Source organism: Aestuariimicrobium soli (genome assembly GCF_051192575.1).
GTDB classification, from domain to species: domain Bacteria; phylum Actinomycetota; class Actinomycetes; order Propionibacteriales; family Propionibacteriaceae; genus Aestuariimicrobium; species Aestuariimicrobium soli.
Map to the genome: position 1 here is coordinate 249563 of NZ_JBPJSQ010000003.1, position 20320 is coordinate 269882.

Sequence of the window (20320 nt, forward strand, 5' to 3'; positions counted from 1 at the left end):
CCGTTACAGGTGGCCAGTCGCAGGCCCGTGGAGCCTTGCAGGCGCGCTCCGCGGCAGGTCTTGCCGACCGAGTCAGATGGCGCTGACACCGGCCTCGTGGAATACGTCAGCGGGCATGGGTCGATCGAGTTGGTAGTTGATGGCGATGGGCCGCTCGCCACGGTGGCTGAGGTAGTGGGCCGTCCCGAGGCAGGTGTATGGCGCGCCCTTTCCGAAGGCGTTGGCACCCGTCACGCGACTGAACAGCACCACGTTGGTTCCATCGGCATTCTGATTGAGATACCTCTGACCGGTGCGAGACGCGATGCTCGTGCCTGCCTGGCTCTCCCAGTGGAACTCTGTGGCTGACACGGCGTAGTCGTGGTACATCGTGGTGGCCGAGAACTGCTTCTCGTCCTTCTTCAGCGTGATCAAGAAGGCGTCGGTGTTCAGCGATTCTGACCAGAGCACGCCCTCGCGGAAGTTGCCTGGCAGTCGGGAGAGGCTGGCGTAGTCGAGCGCGGGAAGCAACTCTTCACGCGTGTACCGGGCATGAGAGCGCAGCGGCGTGAACGCAAGGCCCCTGGGTAGCGGCTTGGCTTCGTGCTGCACGGCTGACCACACGTAGTCGAGCACTTCCACGGTCTCGGAGCGGAACGACTCCTCGACCTTGAGCGCGGCCAGCGATGAAGCGTAAGAGGGGAAAGGAAGGGTTGGCCAGATGTTGAAGAGGAGCATCCGGGCGAACGCCTGCTCGCGGGGAGCGAGCGTGTCGTAGTCGAGATCTCCCGTGAGGATGGAGCGATAGGTCTGGTAGCGGTCGTGGTCGTCAACGTGAGCAAACGCTCCCACGCGCGCGAGCAGATCCTCCTCGCGAGGACCCTTGGGTCGGAGGACCTTCCCGGCCTCTCGTTGGAGCCGCGTCCAGCCGGGCTTGGCGCCGTTCTGTCCTTTGGCGATGAGGTCGGACAGTTCGAGCCCTTGCTCGGCGAGGAATTCGGCCAGGGTCGTCGCTGACGAGAGGCGAAGTGCCTGCAGAAGACGGCTGCGGCTCCCGGTCACCCGCCGCTTCACGTTTCCGAGGACAAGTTGCTGCGACTTGCGATCGAGCAAGATCTGGCAGCCCGACGGCAGGGTCGGGAATCCGGCTTCCACCTCCTTGGCCAACCGGCCTCGCGGGATACCGGTGACGGCCGTGAAGCGTTCGTCGTACCGGAACTCCGCTCTGTGATGCCCCACGAAGTCCAAGACGGTGAGTACAGGCTTGTCCATCGTGCGGCGGAGGCCTCGTCCGAGCTGCTGGAGGAAGACCGTGGCGCTCTCGGTCGGGCGCAGGAACAGGACCGTGTCGACGTCTGGAAGGTCGACCCCCTCGTTGTAGAGGTCCGCCGAAAAGATGATGTTGATCCGTCGCGCCATGAGATCTTCGAGGATCTGCTTCCGCTCCGGTCCGGTGAGGTTTCCGTGCGCGACAGCCGCCGGAACCCCCGCCTGGTTGAAGACTCGAGCCATGTAATGCGCGTGTTTGACCCCCGCGCAGAACCCCAGGGCCCGCATCTGGGACAGATTGGAGATCTTGTCCCTCAGCTCCTTCAGCACCAGCCGTGCACGAGCGTCGTTTCCCGTGAAGAGGTTGTCGAGTGATGCCTGGTCGTAGCTGCCTCGCCGCCAATCGATGTTCGACAGATCGACGTTGTCGTGGACGCCGAAGTAGTGGAAGGGGCTCAGCAGCTCTGCTTCGAGCGCATCCCAGAGGCGGATCTCCGCCGCCGTGCGACCGTCGAAGAACTCTCGCACGTCGAGACCGTCCGTGCGCTCCGGGGTCGCGGTGAGCCCGAGCAACTCTTGCGGAGTCAGTTGGGTCAGCAACTGACGGTAGCTGTTCGCGGCCGCGTGGTGGAACTCGTCGACCACAACTATGTCGAAGGCGTCGGGCGCCATCTCGGCGAGCGCTTTGCTGTTGAGGCTCTGGATCGAGGCGAAGACATGCTCCCAGCGCTCGGGGCGTTGCCCGGCGACGAGGGTCTCTCCGAACGAAGCATCGTTCAGCACCTCGCGGTACGTGCGTAACGCCTGTAGCAGGATCTCTTGCCGGTGAGCGACAAAGAGCAGGCCCGGGCGTGTGCCGGCCTCCGCGGCGAGGTTGCGATAGTCCAGCGCAGCGATCACGGTCTTCCCGGTGCCCGTGGCTGCGACCACCAGGTTGCGGTGTCGGTCGTGCACGTGGCGCTCGACTGCCAGAAGTTCGAGGATTTGCGCCTGATGTGGGTAGGGCCTCACCTCGAGACCAGAGAGAGTCAGTGTGACGCGATCGCGACCCTGTCCACCGGCCTCGGCGATGGCCTGGTCGAAGCGCTCGGCATCCGTATCTGGGTTGTATGACTCAAACGCCGGGTTGCTCCAGTACGACTCGAACGTTGCGTCGAACTTTCGCAACAGCGCGGGGGAGGCTGACTCGGTCAGCCGCACGTTCCATTCAACTCCATCGAGCAGAGCCGTCTTGGAAAGATTGCTGCTGCCCACGTAGGCCGTGTGGTAACCGGTGTCCCGTTCGAACATCCAGGCCTTGGCATGAAGCCGGGTTCGCTCGATCTCGTAGTGAACCTTGACCTCGGCGCCGAAGTCGCGGACCAAGCGATCGAGAGCCGTACGATCCGTGGACCCCAGGTAGGTGGTTGTGATCACCCTGAAGGGAACACCGCGGTCCGCGATGGCTCGAAGGGGGCCCTCGAGAGTCCTGAGCCCGTACCACTTGATGAAGGCGCAGATGAGACGGACTGAATTGGAGCTCGCCAACTCACCCCTGATTTCGTGCCCGACCGAGGGCTCATCAGGGCCGTTGGTGAGCAGGGCCAGCTCGCCGACGGGAAGGACCGGATGAGTGGCGAACCCCCCGGCCGCTGAGCGCAAAGCAAGGAGTCGCTTGAGCGTGTGCGGGACGGACTCGCCATCGCGCCGCAGTGCGTCCAGGGCTTGGTTGACGGCGGCAATCTGCTCGGATTCCTTCATCCCCGACAGGCTGACGATCGCCTGCTGCTGAAGGTGATGAGCGAGGAAGGCAGGAGCTTCGGCCTTTCCGACATCCTCGTACTTGGGCTGCAGACCAGCCTGTTCGAGCAGGCGCCCCAACTCACGTTCGACACGCGACGTCACAAGCTCGTCGTAAAGGCCCTCGGGGCGCTCAGCTCCGTTCATGCGGATAGTGTGGCAGGGGACGCCGACAGAATCACCCGTGAGATCGCCTTAGTAAGGCAAAGGTCCCCGGTCACGTCCGCAGGATCCTCATCAACATCGCCTCCGCCCGGGACGTCTCATTCGTCCCATCGAACCACGTGGCATCGGAGTGCCGCTCATACCGGTACCCCAACGGAGACACCCACGCGAACACACCCTGCGACTGCGTCACCTGCCAGCCTCCGAAGGTCTTGGCGCGATGCTCCCGACGACTCAACGGACCCAGGTTGTCCGGTCTCGTCTGCCCCGGCGGTCCGCTCGTCGACCAGGGTTTCGTGTGGTCCTGGTCGAGCCGGCGCGAGATTCGGGTGGAGTAGGGGAACACCGACGTCGGGTTCCGCAGATCCATCAGCTCGCGCATGCGTCCGGGAACCTCGTACGCACTGGTCGGCATGATCGACGCCGTGTCCAGCACCGGCCTCACGGTCACCCGCGTGTGTCCGAGCCACTGCTTGACCGTCTGCGCCAGCTGCGCGCCGCAGTGCGAGGTCCGCACGACGGTGGCGCCGGCCTCGTCCTTGATGGACTCCTCGGACACGTGCACGACGAGCTCCACCTTCGGAAGCAACAGCTCCGGATCGGTGGTCACCTGGCCACACGCGTGCCCGCGCAACCCCCGGGACGGGCACTCGCGCTGCTCCTCGTCCTCGAGCCCCAGCGGCAGCTCGTCCGCGGCTTCATTCTCGTGATCCCGAGCGACCGCTCCCTGTAGCAGCTGCAGACTGCGCGCCGGCGAGCTGAGCAGGCCCAACGCCTTCGACCGGCGCACGTCGCGACTGCTGTCGTCGCCGGCTCGTCCAAGCTCGGTCGCCAGCCGGTTGAGCTGGGCCTCGAGGAAGAGCCCATCGGCCTTCGACACCCGCGCATACACGTCGGCGAAGTGCTCCTCCTGCCTGATCCAGACGAATCGCGACGCGAGGGCCTGCTCCTCGTCCGTCAGCCGCTGGGGTGCCGTGATGGCCAGGACCAACGCCTTGGCCGTCGCGAGGAATGCACTCGGCGACAGGCGGGGCCACTCCTTCTGGAGCTTCACCGACACGCCGCGCGCCTGCTCCCATGACAGCTCCCGCGTGGCGAAGGCCACCTTGCGCGCCACCCAGACCGGCATGCTGAGCGTGTCGACGAGGGCCAGCAGCTCGGGCAGACGATGGGCCAGGTCGAGCGCGACCACCAGCGCCGAGAAGCCGGACTCGGGTCGCATGCCCAACCGGGCCGCATACTCCAGATGGCAGAACTCGGGCACCTCGGGCGTGCCGTCGGACCCGATCTGAATCATCGCCTCGCGGGTGGCGTCCGACGGCTCGATCGCGGCGAAAGCCTCCGCATAGCGCAGGGCGTGGAAGACCTCATCGGCCTCGGCCCGGCGCCTGTGCAGGGACGCGGCAACGGCGTCGTCCAGAATGCTGCGTCGCATCTGGGCGCCGGTTCCGTCGTCGGTGGTCGCCTCCATGTGTTGAGTCTGCCAACCGCCTCTGACATTTTTCGTCGGCCCGGGTGGGTGACATGGGTGGGTGTGGGGAGTGGTCTCGAGGCGGTCGCCTCGCTCCCTACTCGACCCGGGAGCTCACCCCATCGAGGATCAACCGCAGGGCGAAGTCGAACTCCGCATCCTCGTCGCAGCCCAATCCCGGCCGGCGCGCCTGCGCCTCCGCAGACACAGCCAGGATGCCGGGATAGTCGCCCGGATCGGGCTGCGGGGCCGTCGTCCGCGCGGGTGCCGGGCCGTTGAACAACTCGGGACTGAACCCCCAGATGCGATTGCCCAGCGCGTGCATGGCGTGATGGACGAGGTCGGCGCCCAGTCCGCCGGCGAGCATGATCGAGGTCAGTGCCTCCATGTAGCCGAGCACGGCAGGGGTGCGCACGGTCCGGGACTCGATGGCCCGCCGAAGCCACGCATGCTGCAGCACGGCAGCCCGGGCGGCGCGCACGCGCGCGGTGAAGGCGTCCTGCCAGGGCTCCGTCGGCGAGCCTGCCGGCACCTGGTAACCCTCGATCACGGCGTCGACCATGCCGGTGACCAGATCGTCCTTGTCGTCCACGTGCTTGTAGAGGGCCATGGGGACGACGCCGAGTTCCCCGGCGAGCCGGCGCATGCTGACCGCGTCCAGACCCTCGGCGTCGGCGAGGGCGATGGCCGCGGAAAGCACGGCGTCGCGGGTGAGCGGCGCGCGTCGCGAGGGGGTCATGGGGCTCCTGCAACACAGACTGCTTGACGTGGTGTACAACGTACACCTACCGTGGATCCACCGCAGGTGTACGGCGTACACCACACTGGTTCGGGGGACCCATGTCAGCACGCCAACTCGAACGCCTCGCGGGCGTTCTCTACCTCATCACCCACGTCACCTCGGTTGCCGCGGTGATCCTGTACGGCACGACCGCCGGGCCGTCCGCTCCGCTCGCCGGCCGCACGCCGGTGCTCTGGGGAGCCGTGCTCGAGATCGTCCTGGCGCTGGCCGTCACCGGCACCGGCATCACGCTCTACCCCTTGCTGCGTCGTCAGGCGCCGACCACCGCGGCCGGCTACCTCGCCCTGCGCACCCTCGAGGCGTCGGTCATCCTGGTCGGCGTCGTCGTGCTGCTGCCGATCGTGGCCGCACCGGCGACCCCGGCCGCGCCGGGGCTTTCGTCCGATGTCGTAGCGGCCCTCAGGCTCGTGCACGACTGGACGTTCCTGGTCGGGCCGGGGCTGATCGTGCCCGTGCACACGGTGCTGCTGGCCGCGCACCTGTGGGTCAGTCGGGCGGTGCCGCGCTGGATCCCGCTGCTGGGGCTCGTCGGGGGTCCGCTGGTGGGACTGGCCAACCTGCTGCAACTGGCCGGTCTCTCTCAGGTTGCCGTGGCCGCGATTCCCGTGTTCGCGTGGGAGATCTCGTGGGCCGTGTGGTTGCTGGTGAGGGGTCTGCGGCGCCCGACCTGACCCGCACGGGGGGGCCTACTTGGCCAGTTCAGCATCGACCGCGGCGACGAGCGACGGATCGTCCGGGGTGGTGCCGGGGCGGAAGCGGGCCACCACCTCGCCCGTGCGCGACACCAGGAACTTCTCAAAGTTCCACTGGATGTCGCCGGCGACGCCCTCGGCATCGGGGGTCTCGGTGAGGATCTCGTAGATCGGGTGGCGGCCCTCGCCGTTCACCTCGACCTTCTCGGTCATCGGGAAGGTGACCCCGTAGGTCGCGGAGCAGAACTCCTGGATCTCTTCGGCGCTGCCCGGCTCCTGCCCCCCGAACTGGTTGCAGGGGAAGCCGACGACCGTGAGCCCCTCGGCGTGCTTGCTCTCGTGCAGCTTCTCGAGGGTGGCGTACTGCGGAGTCAGGCCGCACTTCGAGGCGACGTTGACCAGCAGCAGCACCCGTCCGGAGAAGTCGCCCAGCGAGGTCGGGTCGCCCGCGAGGGTGGTGAGGGGAATGTCGTAGAGGCTCATGGGGTGAGGCTACGCGCGCGGCCGACACTTGGGAGCGGTGATCGAGGCTCACTCGTGCTCGAGCTTGTTGCCCTCGAGCCCCTGCTCCTCGATGACCGGCTGACCGTCACGGTCGACCCACACCCCGCACGAGCCGCCACCCTCGGCGATCTCGATGGAGTACTCCGACCCGTCACGGCGCAGCATCGGCGAGTAGAACTTCGCCACCTTCTCGGCGTCACCCTGGATGTAGTGCCCGATCAGCGAACGGCGGAAGCGGTCGTCGGTGGTGTTCGGCGTCGACCCGTGCACGACCTGCCCGTTGAAGAACAGCATGTCGCCGGGCTGCATGTTCATGACGACCGGCTTCACGTCGTCGGGCAGCGGCACCGTCACGTCGGTGAACGACTCGGTGGTGTCGGCCTTCACGGTGCACAGCAGCGGCCACGTGTGCGAGCCCGGCACCATCATCAGGGCACCGTTGTCGGCATCGCAGACGTCGAGCGCCAGCCACGCCGCCGCACAGGTGCTCGGCTCGGCGCGCAGGTAGAAGTTGTCCTGGTGCACGGCCTGGCCGCGGGCACCCGGGGGCTTGAAGTAGAGCATCGTCTGCACGGCGTACGGATCGGCGCCGAGCAGCGTGTTCAGCGCATCGAACACGCGCGGGTCGAGCAGGAACTCGCGGGACAGGTCGTCCCACCGGTGCATGTGGATCATGCGCGGGTACTTCTTCAGCGGGTCGAACTCGCCCCCGCCGTCGACGCCGGCGAAGTCACCGTCGTGGGTGCCCTGGGCGTTGAGCTCCATGTAGTGGGCGCGGAACTGCTCGACCTCGTCGGCATCGAACATGCCACGGGCGATCGTGAATCCGTCGCGGTTGAACTGGTCGAGCTCGGTCTGCGAGATGCCCCGCACGATCTGCTGTTCCAATATGTCAGTCATGATCCCTGTCGTTCTGGTGTGAAGGTTCGTTCGTGGGTCTGGCGGCGTTGCCGTTCCTTCAACGCTAGCCCCGTCAACCTGCCGAATCATGGAGCATCCGGCTACCCAACTGGACGAATCCCCGACTCGCCGTCGCCCGACCGGGGCTCCAGGGCAGGCGGATCCTCACCCGCGGCGATCTCGGCGTGGTAGCGGTGGTGCGTCAGATGCAGACGATGCCCGGTGATCACCATCGCCAACCAGGCCGCGCCGATCGCCCAGCCGGCCATCACGTCCGAGGCCCAGTGATGCCCCAGATACACCCGGCTCGCCCCGATGCCCAGCGCGTACAGCACCGCCACGGTGACGATCACCGCCCGCGTGCTCGCCCGGGTGGCCCGGGTCAGCAGCAGGTAGGCGATGATTCCCGCCACCACCACGGCATTCGTCGCGTGGCCGCTGGGGAAACTGAACGAGTGCTCGTAGGGCGGCACGGCCTCCGCCAGAGGAGGGCGGTCTCGTCCGACGGCAGCCTTGCCGGCAATGGTGATCGCCAGCGAACCGACCCCCGCCAGCAAGCCGAGCACCGCCGGAGTGGGCGTGCGCCAGCGCCAGGTCATCACGGCCAGCACCACCACGGCCACCACGGGCGTCACCACCGGACCCCCGATCGCCGTGAACCACGTGATCGCCCGCGCGACGTCGGCCGGTCGATGGTCCACCGACCAGGTCAACAATGGACGATCCCACGGCCCGAACCCGTCCCGCCCGTCCTCGACGGACTCGTAGACGGCCGCCGCGGCGTAGGCGGCCGAACCCACCACCATCGCCCCGCCGAGGGTGAGCACGATAGAGAGCCAGCGCCAGGTCGTCCACCGGCTCGCCCGCATGACGGCCCGCGCCAGCAGCCGCCCCACGGGGGTGCGCCAGTGGGTGAGGTCGCGTCGTCCGATGGACTGCTCGAAGGGCCTGTTGGTCAGCTGCACCCGGACCATTCTGCCGCAGGAGTACGTGCCGTCAGCGGAAGAGGAATTGCCGGAAGCTGACCGCCAGGTCGACGCCGGCCTCGGCGCCCTCGGCGCGCAACACCTCGGGGATGAAGTCGGCCGGAGTGGGGTGGTCAGGCAGGTCGGCGAGGTAGGCCTCGTGGCACTCCAGCGACCTCACGCCCTTGGCCATCTCGTCGGGCGACACCTCGACGGCGACCGTGGGGGTCATGCCCGAGACGAGCAGCCGGGTGACCTTGTGGGGCTCGAGGCCCTCGTCGATCAGCTCGGGGAAGATCCAGCGGTTGTCGGCGGCCGGGATCGCGTCGACCACGCTCAGGCCGGCGACCCGGTGGTCGGCCTGGTTCAGTCCGCCCCACCCGGGCTCCACCTCCCAGGTGCCGGTGACCACGGTGTCGGGCTGGAAGCGGCGAATGTGGCGGGCGATGTCGCGGCGCAGGTCGAGGGTGAACTCGAGCACACCGTCGCGGTGGTCGAGCATGGTCAGGTCGGTGACGCCGACGGACTCGCAGGCGCGGCGCTGCTCCTCGGCGCGCACCGGAATCGTCTCGTCGGGGTGGCGCTGCATGCCGGCCTCGCCACGGGTCAGCAGCAGGTAGGCGACGTGGACGCCACGGGCCGTCCAGTGGGCGACGGCAGCCGAGGTGCCGTACTCGACGTCGTCGGGGTGTGCGACCACGCACAACACCCGCTTCACCTCGTCGGTGAGCAATTCGATGGCCATGCCATGAGCGTAGGCCGTCGGCGAACGGACCGCGCGTTCCCTGCGAACCTGCGAGTAGCGTGGGCGCCATGGCGACCAAGCTTGCAGACCAACTCGTCGGGCAACTCGTCGACGCCGGGGTGCGCCGCATCTACGGCATCGTCGGCGACTCGCTCAACCCCATCGTCGACGCCGTCCGCCGCACCGGCGGATCGAAGAAGGGCGGCATCGACTGGATCCACGTGCGCCACGAGGAGGCGGCCGCGTTCGCCGCCGCCGCGGACGCCCAGCTGACCGGCGAGCTCGCCGTCTGCGCCGGCTCGTGCGGACCCGGCAACCTGCACCTCATCAACGGCCTCTACGACGCCAACCGCAGCCACGCGCCAGTGCTGGCGATCGCCTCGCACATCCCCAGCCCGCAGATCGGCCTGGGCTACTTCCAGGAGACCCACCCCGACCGGCTGTTCACGGAGTGCTCGGTCTTCTCGGAGATGATCAGCTCGCCGAAGCAGTCGCCGCGCGTGGTCGCCTCCGCGATCCGCCACGCCGTCTCGTTGCGCGGGGTGTCGGTCATCACGCTCCCGGGTGACCTCGCCGACGAGGACGCCGCCGGAGTGGTGCCCACGTGGGTGCCGGCGGCTCGTCCGTCTCTCGTACCGTCGGACGAGGTCGTGGGCCAGCTGGCGACCATGATCAACAAGGCGCGCAAGGTGGCGATCTTCGCCGGCGCGGGAGTCGAGGGCGCACACGACGAGGTGATCGAGCTGGCGCGCGTGCTCAACGCGCCGATCGGGCACTCGCTGCGCGGCAAGGACCACATCCAGTACGACAACCCCTTCGACGTCGGCATGACCGGGCTGCTCGGCTACGGGGCGGCCGCCGAGGGCATGCAGGAGGCCGACCTGCTGCTGCTGCTCGGCACCGACTTCCCCTACGAGCAGTTCCTGCCCGACGTCACCACCGTGCAGGTCGATGCGGCTGGCGAGGTGCTCGGACGACGCACCGGCCTCGACCTGCCCATCCACGCCGACGTGCTGGCCACGGTGGCCGCGGTGCTGCCGCTGGTGGAGCCGAAGAACGACCGCTTCCTGAAGGCGACCCTGAAGCGCCACGAGAAGCTGATGACCAAGGCCGTCGGGGCGTACACGCGCAATGTCGAGAAGCACAAGCCGATCCACCCCGAGTGGGTCGCCTCGATCCTCGACGAGCTGGCCGACGACGACGCCGTCTTCACCGCCGACACCGGCATGTGCAACGTCTGGACCGCCCGCTACATCAACCCCAACGGACGCCGCCGCCTGATCGGCTCGTTCCTGCACGGGTCGATGGCCAACGCCCTGCCGCACGCGATCGGGGCGGCGGTGGCCTTCCCCGGACGACAGGTCGTCTCGGTGTCGGGCGACGGTGGCCTGTCGATGCTGCTGGGGGAGTTGGTGACGGCGGCCGCCTACGACCTGCCGATCACGGTGGTGGTGTTCAACAACTCCACCCTGGGCATGGTCAAGCTCGAGATGCTCGTCGACGGACTGCCCGACTTCGGCACCGACGTGCCCATGGTCGACTACTCCAAGGTGGCCGAGGCGATCGGGTTCCAGGCCGAGCGCGTGGACGACCCCCGCGACGTGCGCGAGGCGCTCATCCGGGCGCTGAGGCACCGCGGACCGAGCCTCGTCGAGGTGATCACCGACCCGAACGCACTGTCGGTGCCGCCGGAGGTGAGCGGTGAGCAGCTGTTCGGGTTCGCGACGGCGATGAGCAAGATCGTGCTGAACCGCGGCGCCGGCGAGGCCGTCGCCATGGCCAAGTCCAACCTGCGCAACCTCCCCCGCTGACATGCGCATCGCCATCACGGGAAGCCACGGCCTGATCGGCCACGCCCTCACCCAGCACCTGCGCCGCGGCGGGCACGAGGTGGTGCGGCTGGTCAGGTCGGCGCCCGTCTCACCGGACGAACGCCGCATCGACCTCGCCGCGGGCCGCATCGAGGCGCCGGGGTTGGCCGACGTCGACGCCGTGGTGAACCTCGCCGGGTCGGGAATCGCCGGGGCCCGGTGGACGGCCGCCCGCAAGCGCGACCTGCGGTCGTCCCGGCTGTCGACGACGCTGACGGTGGTGAACGCCCTGTCTGAGCAGGGTGAGGAGGGCCGGTGTCGGGTGCTGCTGTCGGGGTCGGCCATCGGCTTCTACGGCGACCGCGGCGACGAGGTGCTCACCGAGACCAGCGCCGGCGGACGAGGATTTCTCGCCCACCTGGTGCGGGACTGGGAGCAGTCGGCGGGCCAGGCGCCCGAGGACGTTCGCGTGGTGACGCTGCGCACGGGGCACGTGATCGCCGCCACCGGTGGGCTGATCGGCAAGCAGGCCCTGTTCTACAAGCTCGGCCTGGGCGGACGGATCGGGTCGGGGCGGCAGTGGGTCAGTTGGATCTCGCTGCGCGATTGGTGTCGGGCGGCCGAACATCTGCTCACCTCGCAGGTGGCCGGCCCGGTGAACCTGGTGGGTCCGGCGCCGGTGCGCAACGCCGACCTGACGAAGGCGCTGGGGCGGGCCTACCGGCGGCCGACCTGGCTGCCGCTGCCGTTGCCGGTGGCGCGGCTGGTGTTCGGGTCGGAGATGGTGGCCGATGCGATGCTGGCGGGGCAGCGGGTGATGCCCGAGGTGCTGGCGGGTGACGGGTTCGCGTTCACCGACGCGACGATCGACGAGGCGCTCGCGGGGGCCGGGGTGCGCTGAGTTGTCCACAGGGGCGAGACGGGTCCAACAGTTGTCCACAGCCTGAAAGCTCCCGTGGGACGATTCGGGCCTCGCCGACCACAGTCCCCACATGGGAGACACAGAACTTCAGCGAGAGCTCGAGCGGGCGGGCGGCTGCCTTCGACTGGCGAGGGTGCCGCACTTGGCGCACCAGGCGAGGCGGGCCGTGGCCAAGGGGGCGTGCGTGCGCCCCTTTCCCGGGATCCTGATGGATGCCGGTTTGGCCGACGACCCACTGGCCCTGACCCGCGCTCTGTTGTTGTGGCGACCTGACGCCGTGCTGCTGGTGCGATCGGCGGCGCGCCTCACGCATTGGCCCGCTGTACCACTCGTGGGGGTGGACGCCTCGGTGCTCCGGCTCACCCTCACGCCCCCGAGCCACGTGAGCCTCACCCGTGAGGTCTGGAACGACGCAGCCGTGCAGTTCGACACGGTCGCGCGCACCCTGAGGCTGGCGGCCGGTGCTCTGTGGGCTGCCGAACACGGCGACCTCGACCTGGCCTTCCACGGGCTACGGGAAGGTATCTTCACCCCCGAGGACCTCCGAGCCGCCGCCGAGGACGCATCGCACGGGCACCGCAAGAGCTGGGTGGCGCTGGCACGCCAGCTCCGATCGAATCCCTGGTCGCACCCAGAGCTGGAGACCCACCAGTTGCTGCGCGGGCACGGCATTCGCGGGTGGACCGGGAATCATCGCATCCGTCTGGAGGGGAGTTCCTACATCGGCGACGTCGTCTTCGTGCAGGCCCGCCGCATCCTCGAGGTGGCCAGCACGCTGCATCACTCGTCCGAGCGGGCCGTCGAGATGGACTATCGCCGACATCTGCGACTGGAGGGGGCCGGCTGGCGAGTCGCCTACGTCACCCCGCGTCGACTCAGGAACGAACCGGAGGCGGTGGTGCGCGAGGTCAGGGCCTTCCTGCGGCGCACGGAATGCGGGTTGTGGATCATCTGACCGCTCCAAAAACGTCTGCTGGCGACACGGATTGCAGAAATATGCAATCCGTGTCGCCAGGGAACACTTTTGGAGCGGTCCGGTCTGACCACTCGCGGTCAGGTGCGGCGCAGTCGCCCCGCCTGCTTGGCCAGGTGCTGGCGCTCCCGCTGGCTGGTGGCCAGGGTCGAGGCCTGGGCGTACAACTCGGCCGCTGCCTCCCGGTCGCCAGCGCGTTCGGTGAGGTGGGCCTTCGCCGCCACCCACCGCGGCACCGATGAATCCACCTGTGACAAGGCCTTCAGCCCCGCCTGCGGACCATCGGCCTCACCCACGGCCACGGCCCGGTTGAGCCGCACCACCGGGCTGTCGGTGATCCGCACCAGCTCGTCGTACCACTCCACGATCTGCACCCAGTCGGTCTCGTCGGCACTGGGGGCATCGGCGTGCAGGGCCGCGATCGCCGCCTGCACCTGGTACTCGCCCAGTTCCTGCCCCAGTTCCTGCCGAGCAAGGGCCCCCTGCAGCACCTCCACCCCCTCGGTGATCAGGGCCGTTTCCCACAGTGACCGGTCCTGCTCGGCCAGCGGAATCAGCTGCCCGTCGGCCGCCAGCCGGGCGGGCCTCCTGGCGTGGTGCAGCAGCATCAGCGCCAACAGCCCTTCGACCTCGGGGTGGGGCAGCGCCGCCGCCAACTGCCGCGACAGCCGGATCGCCTCGGCGGCCAGGTCGACGTCGCCGGAGTAGCCCTCGTTGAACACCAGGTACAGCACCTTCAGCACCGTCGCCACCTCGCCGGTCCGGTCAAGCCTCACCCCCGCCACGGTGCGCTTGGCCCGGCTGATTCGCTGGGCCATCGTCGCCTCCGGCACCAGGTAGGCCTCGGCGATTTGCCGCGTGGTCAGCCCGCCCACCGCGCGCAGGGTGAGCGCCACCGCCGAGGCGGGCGTGAGCGACGGATGCGCGCACAGGAAGTAGAGCCGCAGCGTCTCGTCCGCATCGCTGACCTCACCCGCTGCCGGCTCCGCGTCGACCCGTTGCTCGCGGCGACGGCGGGCGTCGTCCGATCTGAGGGTGTCGAGGAACGAGCGCCAGGCCACGGTGACCAGCCACCCCTTCGGGTCGCGCGGCGGGTCGGCGGGCCAGGCGTCGAGGGCTTTGATGAGCGCCTCCTGGGTGGCGTCCTCGGCGGTCGCGAAGTCGACTCCGCGCCGCACGAGGACGCTGATCACCGCGGGCACGAGCTCCCGCAGCGATGCCACGCCCAGGTCGGTCACTCGGTGACCACCGGCGGGTCGTAGAGGAAGGGGCGCAGCTCGAGCCACTCGTGGATCGGCTTGCCGTCCTTGCCCGGCGCCGCCGACAGTTCACCCGCCAGCTCGAGCGCCCGCTCGTAGGAGTCGACGTCGATCACCATCCAGCCGGCGATCAGGTCCTTGGTCTCGGCGAACGGCCCGTCGGTGACCGGCGGTCGTCCTTCACCGTCGTAGCGGACGAAGGTGCCCTCGGGCGACAGCGCCTGCCCGTCGACGTACTCCCCGGTCTTCTCCAGACGGGCCGCGAAGTCGTTCATGTACTGAATGTGGTTGGTGACCTCGTCGGGGGTCCACTGGTCCATCGGGAAGTCGTTCACCCCGCGCGGGGCGCCGCGGTAGTGCTTGAGCAACAGGTACTTGGCCATGATCAACTCCGATTCTTCGTGGGCGGTCACTGCGACCGTCTCACTTCAGGGACGAGGCCGTGGCCCGGTTCTCGACATCGGTGTCGAAATACATCGAGGAAATTTCAGAAGGCGCCCGGACGAACCCAGGCGTCCTTGACCCGGGGGATGCAGGCGCTCAGCAGTGTCAGCAGCGCCCCAAGCGGCAGGGCGAAGGCGCCGATGCCGGTGCGGGCCTCCTGGGCGACCGCGAAACCCAACAGCAGCAGGCTCGAGAAGAGCATCACCACCGAACTCATCACGATGGCCACGACCCACAGCACCTGCCCGACCAGCCGGGCCAGCCCGAGCAACAGCAGCAGGGCCAGCGCGAAGGTCGAGGTGAACAGCCCCACGTAGATGACCATCTGGTCGAGGGCGCCGTTGAGCAGGTGGGGCCCGAACTGCGAGAGCACGATGCCGCCCTGCCACCGGCTGACCGAGTTCGGCGGCTGGGCCAGCGGCAGGAACATGCCCGCGGCCAGCACCAACACCGAGACGCTGAGCATGGTGACACCCGCGACGCTGGGGCCAGACGGTCTGCTCATGCCTTCCACTGTAGGGGCTGGTCAGCACCGCCCATCGGCAGCACCAACTGCGCCAGTGACCACGGACGATGGGCCCGCCAGTGCTCGTGTTCCTGCTCGGCCCAGGTGTCCCACCACGGCGCGAAGGCGTCGCCGTCGCGCGCCAGTGCCCGCCGCTTGCGAGTCGCCGCATCGAGCTCGCACCAGATCGTGGCGGTGGCGAGGCGGCTCGACGCGGGGGTGAGCGCCCCACAGCCCTCGATCACCAGGTCGCGGTCGGCCGGCACGTCGACCCAGCCGCCGTCGTCGGGAGGTACCGGACGATCGCGCTCCCAGTCCCACCGCGGATGCCCCTCGCCGGCGATGATGCCGGGCACCCACTGCTGGGCTCGCGCGAGCCCTTGCCAGCCCGGGTAGACACTGTCGAGGCTGACCAGGTCCGCCCCCAACTCGTCGGCCAGCCGCGTGGCCAGCCCGGTCTTGCCCGCACCGGACCCACCGTCGATCAGCAGCACGGTGCGTCCTCCGTTCGATCGGATGCGCACCCAGGTGGACACGCCGGGCCAGAATGTGTGGGGTCGGATCGCCGGGGTCCGGATCACGGGGGGCATCAGTAGACCCAGACCGTTCCGAACCACACGGCGGCGCCGACCGCGACCCCGGCCACCACCAGCGCCACCGCGAGCGCGATCACGTCGAGGAGGCCCAGTCGCGACGGACGAGCCCAGCTGCGCTCGTTGCCGCCGAAGCCGCGCGCCTCCATGGCCGTGGCCAGCACCGTGCCCCGACGCACCGCGAACACCAGCAGGGCGAACGCCATCGTGAACCAGCGCCGCAGTCGTCCGCCGTCGCCGAGACCGCGGGCTCGCCGGGCCTGGGCGAGGGCGTGCCAGTCGTCCACGAAGAGGCCGAGCATGCGGGCGCCGGCGACACTGCCGAGCACGAACCGGGGAGGCAGCTTGAGCACCTGCGAGAGCGCATCGGCCAACCGGGTGGCGTCGAAGCCCGAGGTGAGGATGATCGCCGACCAGCCCAGCGCGAACACCCGCACCAGCACCGCGCCGGCCAGCACCAGCGACTGGTCCGACACCACGGCGGGGCCCCATCGCCACCAGATGCGTCCGCCGGTCTGGCCGTAGAGGGCCATCGAGATCGCCCCGATGGGGGCGACCACCACGAGCGGGATCGAGCGGCGCAGCAGCGGGACGATGGGCACCCGGCAGGCGAGGGCCGTGACCAGCAGCGCCACCAGCACCACGGCCGCCGACAGCCAGTCGATGGTGATCACCAGCGGCACCAGCAGCACCACGCCGATGGCGAGCAGGGTGACGGGGTTGAGTCGGTCGAGTCGCGAGGTCATGCGCGCCCCTGACCATGATCGAGATCCAGCCGGTGCTGCCCCATCACGTCGATGAACGCCCGGTCGTGGGTCACCGAGACGAGGGCGTGGCCGTCGTCCGCCAACCGGGTGAACAGGCGCACCAGGTCGTGCCAGGTGGTGCGGTCCTGCCCGAAGGTGGGCTCGTCGACCATGATCAACTGCGGTCCGGCGCCGAGCACGACACCCACCGAGAGTCGCCGCTTCTCGCCTCCGGACAGGCTGAACGGGTTCGCGCCGGCCACTCCGGTGAGGTGCAACTGCTCGAGCAGCTCGTCGACCCGGGCGGCCTCCAGCCCGGAACCCGAGCGCTGGCGCACCGCCAGGGCGAGCTCGTCGCGCACCGTGGCGGCCACGAACATGTGCTCCGGTTCCTGGAAGACATAGCCGATCCGTCCGGCGAGGTGGCGCGACTTCCACCGCAGCGGGTCGGGGGAGAGCCCCTCGCGCAGGCGATCGCCCGCGACCACCCGGCCCGACAGCGGACGAAGCAGCCCCGCCAGGGTGAGGGCGAGGGTGGACTTGCCGACGCCGTTGGGCCCCGTGACCACGGTCGAGGCACGCTTCAGGTCGACGTCGATCGGCCCGCCGGCCGACATCGGCGCCGGCCGGTCTCGACCCACCACCAGCGCCTCGCCGACCATGATCGACTCTGTTGTCTCCGGGGCGGGAAGCGGCGCCACGTCGAGCCCGACGCCCGGCACCCACACGCCCGCCTCGAGCAGGGCGTCGCGTTGCTCGCGCAGCACCCGGTCGGCGGGTCCGTCGGCCAGCACCCCACCCGCGGACGACAGCACGATCACCCGGTCGACCAATCCCAGCCAGGCGTCGACCCGGTGCTCGACCACCAGCAGGGTGGTGCGCCGGTCGGCGACCAATGAGGCCACCGCATCGACGACCTCCTCGACGCCAGCGGGGTCGAGATTGGCGGTGGGCTCGTCGAGCAGCAGCACCTCGGCGCGCATGGCGATCGCCCCGGCCAGCGCCAGCCGCTGCTTCTGACCACCCGACAGGTGGGCCGTGGAGTGGTCGCGGCCCACGTCGAGCCCGACCCGAGCGAGGGCGTCGTCGACCCGCGGCCAGATCTCCGCCGGCGGCACCCGCAGGTTCTCGGCACCGAAGGCGACGTCGTCGCCGACCCGCCCGAGCACCACCTGGGCGTCGGGATCCTGCTGCACCAGCGCCTGGCGGCCGATCGTCCGCGTGGGATGACGCCCGTCGATCAGCAGTTGACCAGCGGTTTCACCGTCGTCGGAGTCGCCGAGCACGCCGGCGAGGGCGCGCAGCAGGGTCGACTTGCCCGACCCGGACGACCCCAGCACCAGCACGCGCTCGCCCGCCTCGATGGTGAACGACACGTCGCGGAGTGCCCAGGCCCGGCGGCCGGCGTGGCGCCAGCCGAAACCACGGGCGCTGATCACTGGTGTTCCTTGGTCAAGGGCTCAGACCCGTGCCCGCTGCTCGCGACCCACGGCAAACCGCGACAGGGCACCCGAGGCGGCCAGGGCCTTGGTCAGCGCCCAGCCGAGCACGCCGGCCAGCACGGCCCCCGAGACCACCAGGCAGCCCAGGTAGGTGAGGTTGAAGATGGCCGACTTGGCCCGGTTGCCGAAGAAGGCGAACTCGTTGACCCAGGCACCCACTGCCGCCCCCGCGCCGGCGAGCATGGCCACGGGCAGGGTGAAGCGGCGGTAGAGCACGGCCAGGAAGACCAGTTCGGCGCCGAGCCCCTGCATCGCTCCCGAGGCCAGCGTCGACCAGCCCCACTGGTTGCCGATGGCGGCGCTGACGGTGGCCGCGACCACCTCGACGAGCAGGGCGGCACCGGGGCGGCGGATGATCAGCCCGCCGATCACGCCGCCGAGCAGCCAGGGCCCGACGACCAGACCACCGACTCCGGGGGTGAGGGCGTCGAGGGTGCCGAACAGGGCGCCGCCGACGGAGTTCCAGATCCAGAAGATGAAGCCGATCGCGACGCCGATGACGGCGGCGACGACGATGTCGACCACCCGCCAACCGCTGCGGTCGAGCGGGGTGGTCTCGTCGGTGCCAGAGGTGGTTGGTTGGGTGCCGGTGTTGGTGGACATGCGTGTGCCTCCTGAGGGATGGCACGGGTGCCGCGGCGACCTTCGCCGCGAAGAGGTCTCCCTGCGCTGGCATGACCCAGATCAGGTTCGACGGTCGAGGGCGGCAGCCCTCCTCTCAGCCCGGTTCCCCGGACTCCCGTGTTCTGCCGAGCAGCATAGCGCCACCGGACGAGGGCCGCCCTCGTCCGCCCGGCCTCGTCCAACCCACGCCCTCGTCCCGCCGAAACGCTCCCCGGATGCGCAAACTCCGAGGAAGGAGTGCGACCCTCAGGAAACTTCCTGAGGGTCGCACTCTTTGGTGCCGGTTTGCGGCCGGCGGGAAGGTGGAGGCGAGTGTCAGCCGAGCTTCGGCTTGACCTCCTTGGTGTAGATGCCCTCGAGGGTTGTCTTCAGCTCGTCGAAGCGAGCCTGGGCGTCCTTGGCGGCACCAGTCATCACATCGCTGTGGGCCTTGCCGATCTCACGGTCGGCGCCGGGCAGGAACACGCGGGCATTGTCCTGCACGCGGGTGTGGGCCAGCTGCTCGACGGCCACCTTGGCCTGGGGGCGGGTCGAGAACACGCTCGACATGTCGGCCGACTTGCGCACCGGCATGTAGCCCGTCGCCGTGGCGAACTTGGCGGCGTTCTCGGGCGTGGCCACGAACTTGAGGAAGTTGGCGGCTGCCAGCTGCTCCTCAGGCTTGATGTTCTTCGGAATGCCCAGGCCCGCACCACCGGTCGGGCAGACCATGTCGGTCTCCTTCGGGCCGCCGGGCAGGTAGGCCACGCCCACCTCGAACTGGGCGGCATCGAGAATGCTCACCAGGGCGCCGGTGGAGGCCACCGTGCAGGAGACGGCCTTGGCGGCGAAGTCGGCGCCAGCATCCTTGGCCGAGATGCCGGCCCACTTGCCGGTGAACACCGAATCCTGCGAGTACTTGACGGCGGCCACGGCCTCGGCGGAGTTGCAGGTGATGTCGAAGTCCTTCGACAGCGCACCACCCCAGGCCCAGATCTTGTTCTGCAGGGTCCACGAGTCGTAGTCCGAGGCGGCGGGGTGCTGGTAGACGTTCTGCAGACCCGAGTTGGCCGACTTGAGCTTCGGAGCCATCTCGGCCAGTTCGTCCCACGTCTTGGGGGCCTGCACGCCGGCGGCCTTGAACATCTCGGTGTTGTAGTAGAACAGCGGCGTCGAGCGGGCGTAGGGCACACCCCACTGCTTGTCGTTGTACTGGTAGTCCTTGAACAGGGCGTCCTGGTAGTCGGCGGTGTCGAACTCCACGGCGGCCATCACGTCGTTCATCGGAATGATCAGGTCGTTCAGCATGTTGCGGAACCACCACACGTCCGACTGCAGGATCACGCCGGGCAACTGCCCGCCGGTCTGGGCGGTCTGGAACTTCTGGGCCACCTCTTCGTAGTTGGAGCCGGCGGTGACCAGGCTGACCTTGGTGTCGGACTGCGAGGCGTTGAAGGCGGTGATGATCGCCTGCTCGACCTCCTTCGACTTGCCCGGGTGGTTCGACCAGAACTGGATCTCCTTGGCCGGCTTGACCGACTTCCAGTCGACAGCCTCGGACGATGAGGTGGCATCACCCGAGGTCGAGGGACCCCCGCAGGCAGCCAGCGCGGTGGCGCCGGCGGCGACCCCGGCCAGGCCGATGAAACCACGGCGGTTGATGTTCGAGATGTCGAACAGAGACATGACGG

The 20320-nt window shown here is 69.0% G+C and carries 19 protein-coding genes and 1 riboswitch; of the genes, 4 read left to right on the plus strand and 15 right to left on the minus strand.

Annotated elements, in window-relative coordinates:
• Positions 1 to 72: 72 nt before the first annotated feature.
• The 3 genes from ACSDQ9_RS04915 to ACSDQ9_RS04925 form a co-directional block, all read right to left on the minus strand.
• Entirely contained in the window at positions 73 to 3174 is a 3102-nt protein-coding gene (locus ACSDQ9_RS04915; protein ID WP_435144348.1) for a DUF3427 domain-containing protein, read from the minus strand.
• Positions 3175 to 3244: 70 nt separating this feature from the next.
• On the minus strand, positions 3245 to 4663 hold the full coding sequence (locus ACSDQ9_RS04920; RefSeq protein ID WP_435144351.1) for an HNH endonuclease signature motif containing protein: 1419 nt from the start codon (positions 4661 to 4663) through the stop codon (positions 3245 to 3247).
• A gap of 97 nt (positions 4664 to 4760) precedes the next feature.
• Positions 4761 to 5402: a TetR/AcrR family transcriptional regulator gene (locus ACSDQ9_RS04925; protein WP_435144354.1), complete on the minus strand. Its 642-nt coding sequence runs from the start codon at positions 5400 to 5402 to the stop codon at positions 4761 to 4763.
• Between the two features lie 101 nt (positions 5403 to 5503).
• On the opposite strand from ACSDQ9_RS04925, the gene ACSDQ9_RS04930 reads away from it, so the two are divergent.
• Positions 5504 to 6136 (plus strand): DUF4386 domain-containing protein, encoded by a 633-nt coding sequence (locus tag ACSDQ9_RS04930; protein WP_435144356.1) that lies wholly within the window; start codon positions 5504 to 5506, stop codon positions 6134 to 6136.
• A 15-nt stretch (positions 6137 to 6151) separates the two neighbouring features.
• Here ACSDQ9_RS04930 and ACSDQ9_RS04935 read toward each other — a convergent pair whose 3' ends face one another.
• The 4 genes from ACSDQ9_RS04935 to ACSDQ9_RS04950 all read right to left on the minus strand — a co-directional run bounded on the left by ACSDQ9_RS04935 (position 6152) and on the right by ACSDQ9_RS04950 (position 9271).
• The gene (locus ACSDQ9_RS04935; protein ID WP_435144358.1) at positions 6152 to 6640 is read right to left on the minus strand and encodes a glutathione peroxidase; all 489 of its coding nucleotides are present in this window, start codon (positions 6638 to 6640) and stop codon (positions 6152 to 6154) included.
• Between the two features lie 48 nt (positions 6641 to 6688).
• Entirely contained in the window at positions 6689 to 7561 is an 873-nt protein-coding gene (locus ACSDQ9_RS04940) for a phytanoyl-CoA dioxygenase family protein (protein WP_435144361.1), read from the minus strand.
• A 101-nt stretch (positions 7562 to 7662) separates the two neighbouring features.
• Positions 7663 to 8526, minus strand: a complete 864-nt coding sequence (locus tag ACSDQ9_RS04945) for a phosphatase PAP2 family protein (protein ID WP_435144364.1) — start codon at positions 8524 to 8526, stop codon at positions 7663 to 7665.
• Between the two features lie 31 nt (positions 8527 to 8557).
• Positions 8558 to 9271 carry a PIG-L deacetylase family protein gene (locus tag ACSDQ9_RS04950; protein WP_435144367.1) on the minus strand — a complete coding sequence of 238 codons (714 nt, stop codon included), beginning with the start codon at positions 9269 to 9271 and terminating at the stop codon, positions 8558 to 8560.
• Positions 9272 to 9339: 68 nt separating this feature from the next.
• Between ACSDQ9_RS04950 and ACSDQ9_RS04955 the strand changes: the two genes are divergently transcribed.
• The 3 genes from ACSDQ9_RS04955 (at position 9340) to ACSDQ9_RS04965 (ending at position 12959) form a co-directional block, all read left to right on the plus strand.
• A complete protein-coding gene (locus ACSDQ9_RS04955) occupies positions 9340 to 11082 on the plus strand; it encodes a pyruvate dehydrogenase (RefSeq protein ID WP_435144370.1) in 1743 nt (580 codons plus the stop codon).
• 1 nt (position 11083) lies between these two features.
• Positions 11084 to 11983, plus strand: coding sequence for a TIGR01777 family oxidoreductase (locus tag ACSDQ9_RS04960; RefSeq protein WP_435144372.1), 900 nt, complete (start codon positions 11084 to 11086; stop codon positions 11981 to 11983).
• A gap of 91 nt (positions 11984 to 12074) precedes the next feature.
• On the plus strand, positions 12075 to 12959 hold the full coding sequence (locus ACSDQ9_RS04965; RefSeq protein ID WP_435144374.1) for a DUF559 domain-containing protein: 885 nt from the start codon (positions 12075 to 12077) through the stop codon (positions 12957 to 12959).
• Between the two features lie 98 nt (positions 12960 to 13057).
• Here the strand turns inward: ACSDQ9_RS04965 and ACSDQ9_RS04970 are convergent, their stop codons facing one another.
• From ACSDQ9_RS04970 to ACSDQ9_RS05005, 8 genes are all read right to left on the minus strand, one after another.
• Positions 13058 to 14206 (minus strand): RNA polymerase sigma factor, encoded by a 1149-nt coding sequence (locus tag ACSDQ9_RS04970; protein WP_435144935.1) that lies wholly within the window; start codon positions 14204 to 14206, stop codon positions 13058 to 13060.
• 5 nt (positions 14207 to 14211) lie between these two features.
• Positions 14212 to 14649 (minus strand): YciI family protein, encoded by a 438-nt coding sequence (locus tag ACSDQ9_RS04975; RefSeq protein WP_435144376.1) that lies wholly within the window; start codon positions 14647 to 14649, stop codon positions 14212 to 14214.
• 74 nt (positions 14650 to 14723) lie between these two features.
• Positions 14724 to 15185, minus strand: coding sequence for a hypothetical protein (locus ACSDQ9_RS04980; protein WP_435144379.1), 462 nt, complete (start codon positions 15183 to 15185; stop codon positions 14724 to 14726).
• Positions 15182 to 15721 carry a nucleoside/nucleotide kinase family protein gene (locus ACSDQ9_RS04985; RefSeq protein WP_435144381.1) on the minus strand — a complete coding sequence of 180 codons (540 nt, stop codon included), beginning with the start codon at positions 15719 to 15721 and terminating at the stop codon, positions 15182 to 15184. Before ACSDQ9_RS04985 ends, ACSDQ9_RS04980 begins: the two co-directional genes overlap by 4 nt.
• Positions 15722 to 15774: 53 nt before the next feature.
• Positions 15775 to 16524 (minus strand): energy-coupling factor transporter transmembrane component T family protein, encoded by a 750-nt coding sequence (locus tag ACSDQ9_RS04990; RefSeq protein WP_435144384.1) that lies wholly within the window; start codon positions 16522 to 16524, stop codon positions 15775 to 15777.
• Positions 16521 to 17963: an ABC transporter ATP-binding protein gene (locus ACSDQ9_RS04995; protein WP_435144387.1), complete on the minus strand. Its 1443-nt coding sequence runs from the start codon at positions 17961 to 17963 to the stop codon at positions 16521 to 16523. The genes ACSDQ9_RS04990 and ACSDQ9_RS04995 overlap by 4 nt, the downstream gene beginning before the upstream one ends.
• Before the next feature lie 21 nt (positions 17964 to 17984).
• Positions 17985 to 18629, minus strand: a complete 645-nt coding sequence (locus tag ACSDQ9_RS05000) for an ECF transporter S component (protein WP_435144389.1) — start codon at positions 18627 to 18629, stop codon at positions 17985 to 17987.
• A gap of 41 nt (positions 18630 to 18670) precedes the next feature.
• A riboswitch (TPP riboswitch) is annotated at positions 18671 to 18779 on the minus strand.
• 186 nt (positions 18780 to 18965) lie between these two features.
• Positions 18966 to 20315 carry an ABC transporter substrate-binding protein gene (locus ACSDQ9_RS05005; protein ID WP_435144392.1) on the minus strand — a complete coding sequence of 450 codons (1350 nt, stop codon included), beginning with the start codon at positions 20313 to 20315 and terminating at the stop codon, positions 18966 to 18968.
• Positions 20316 to 20320 lie beyond the last annotated feature (5 nt).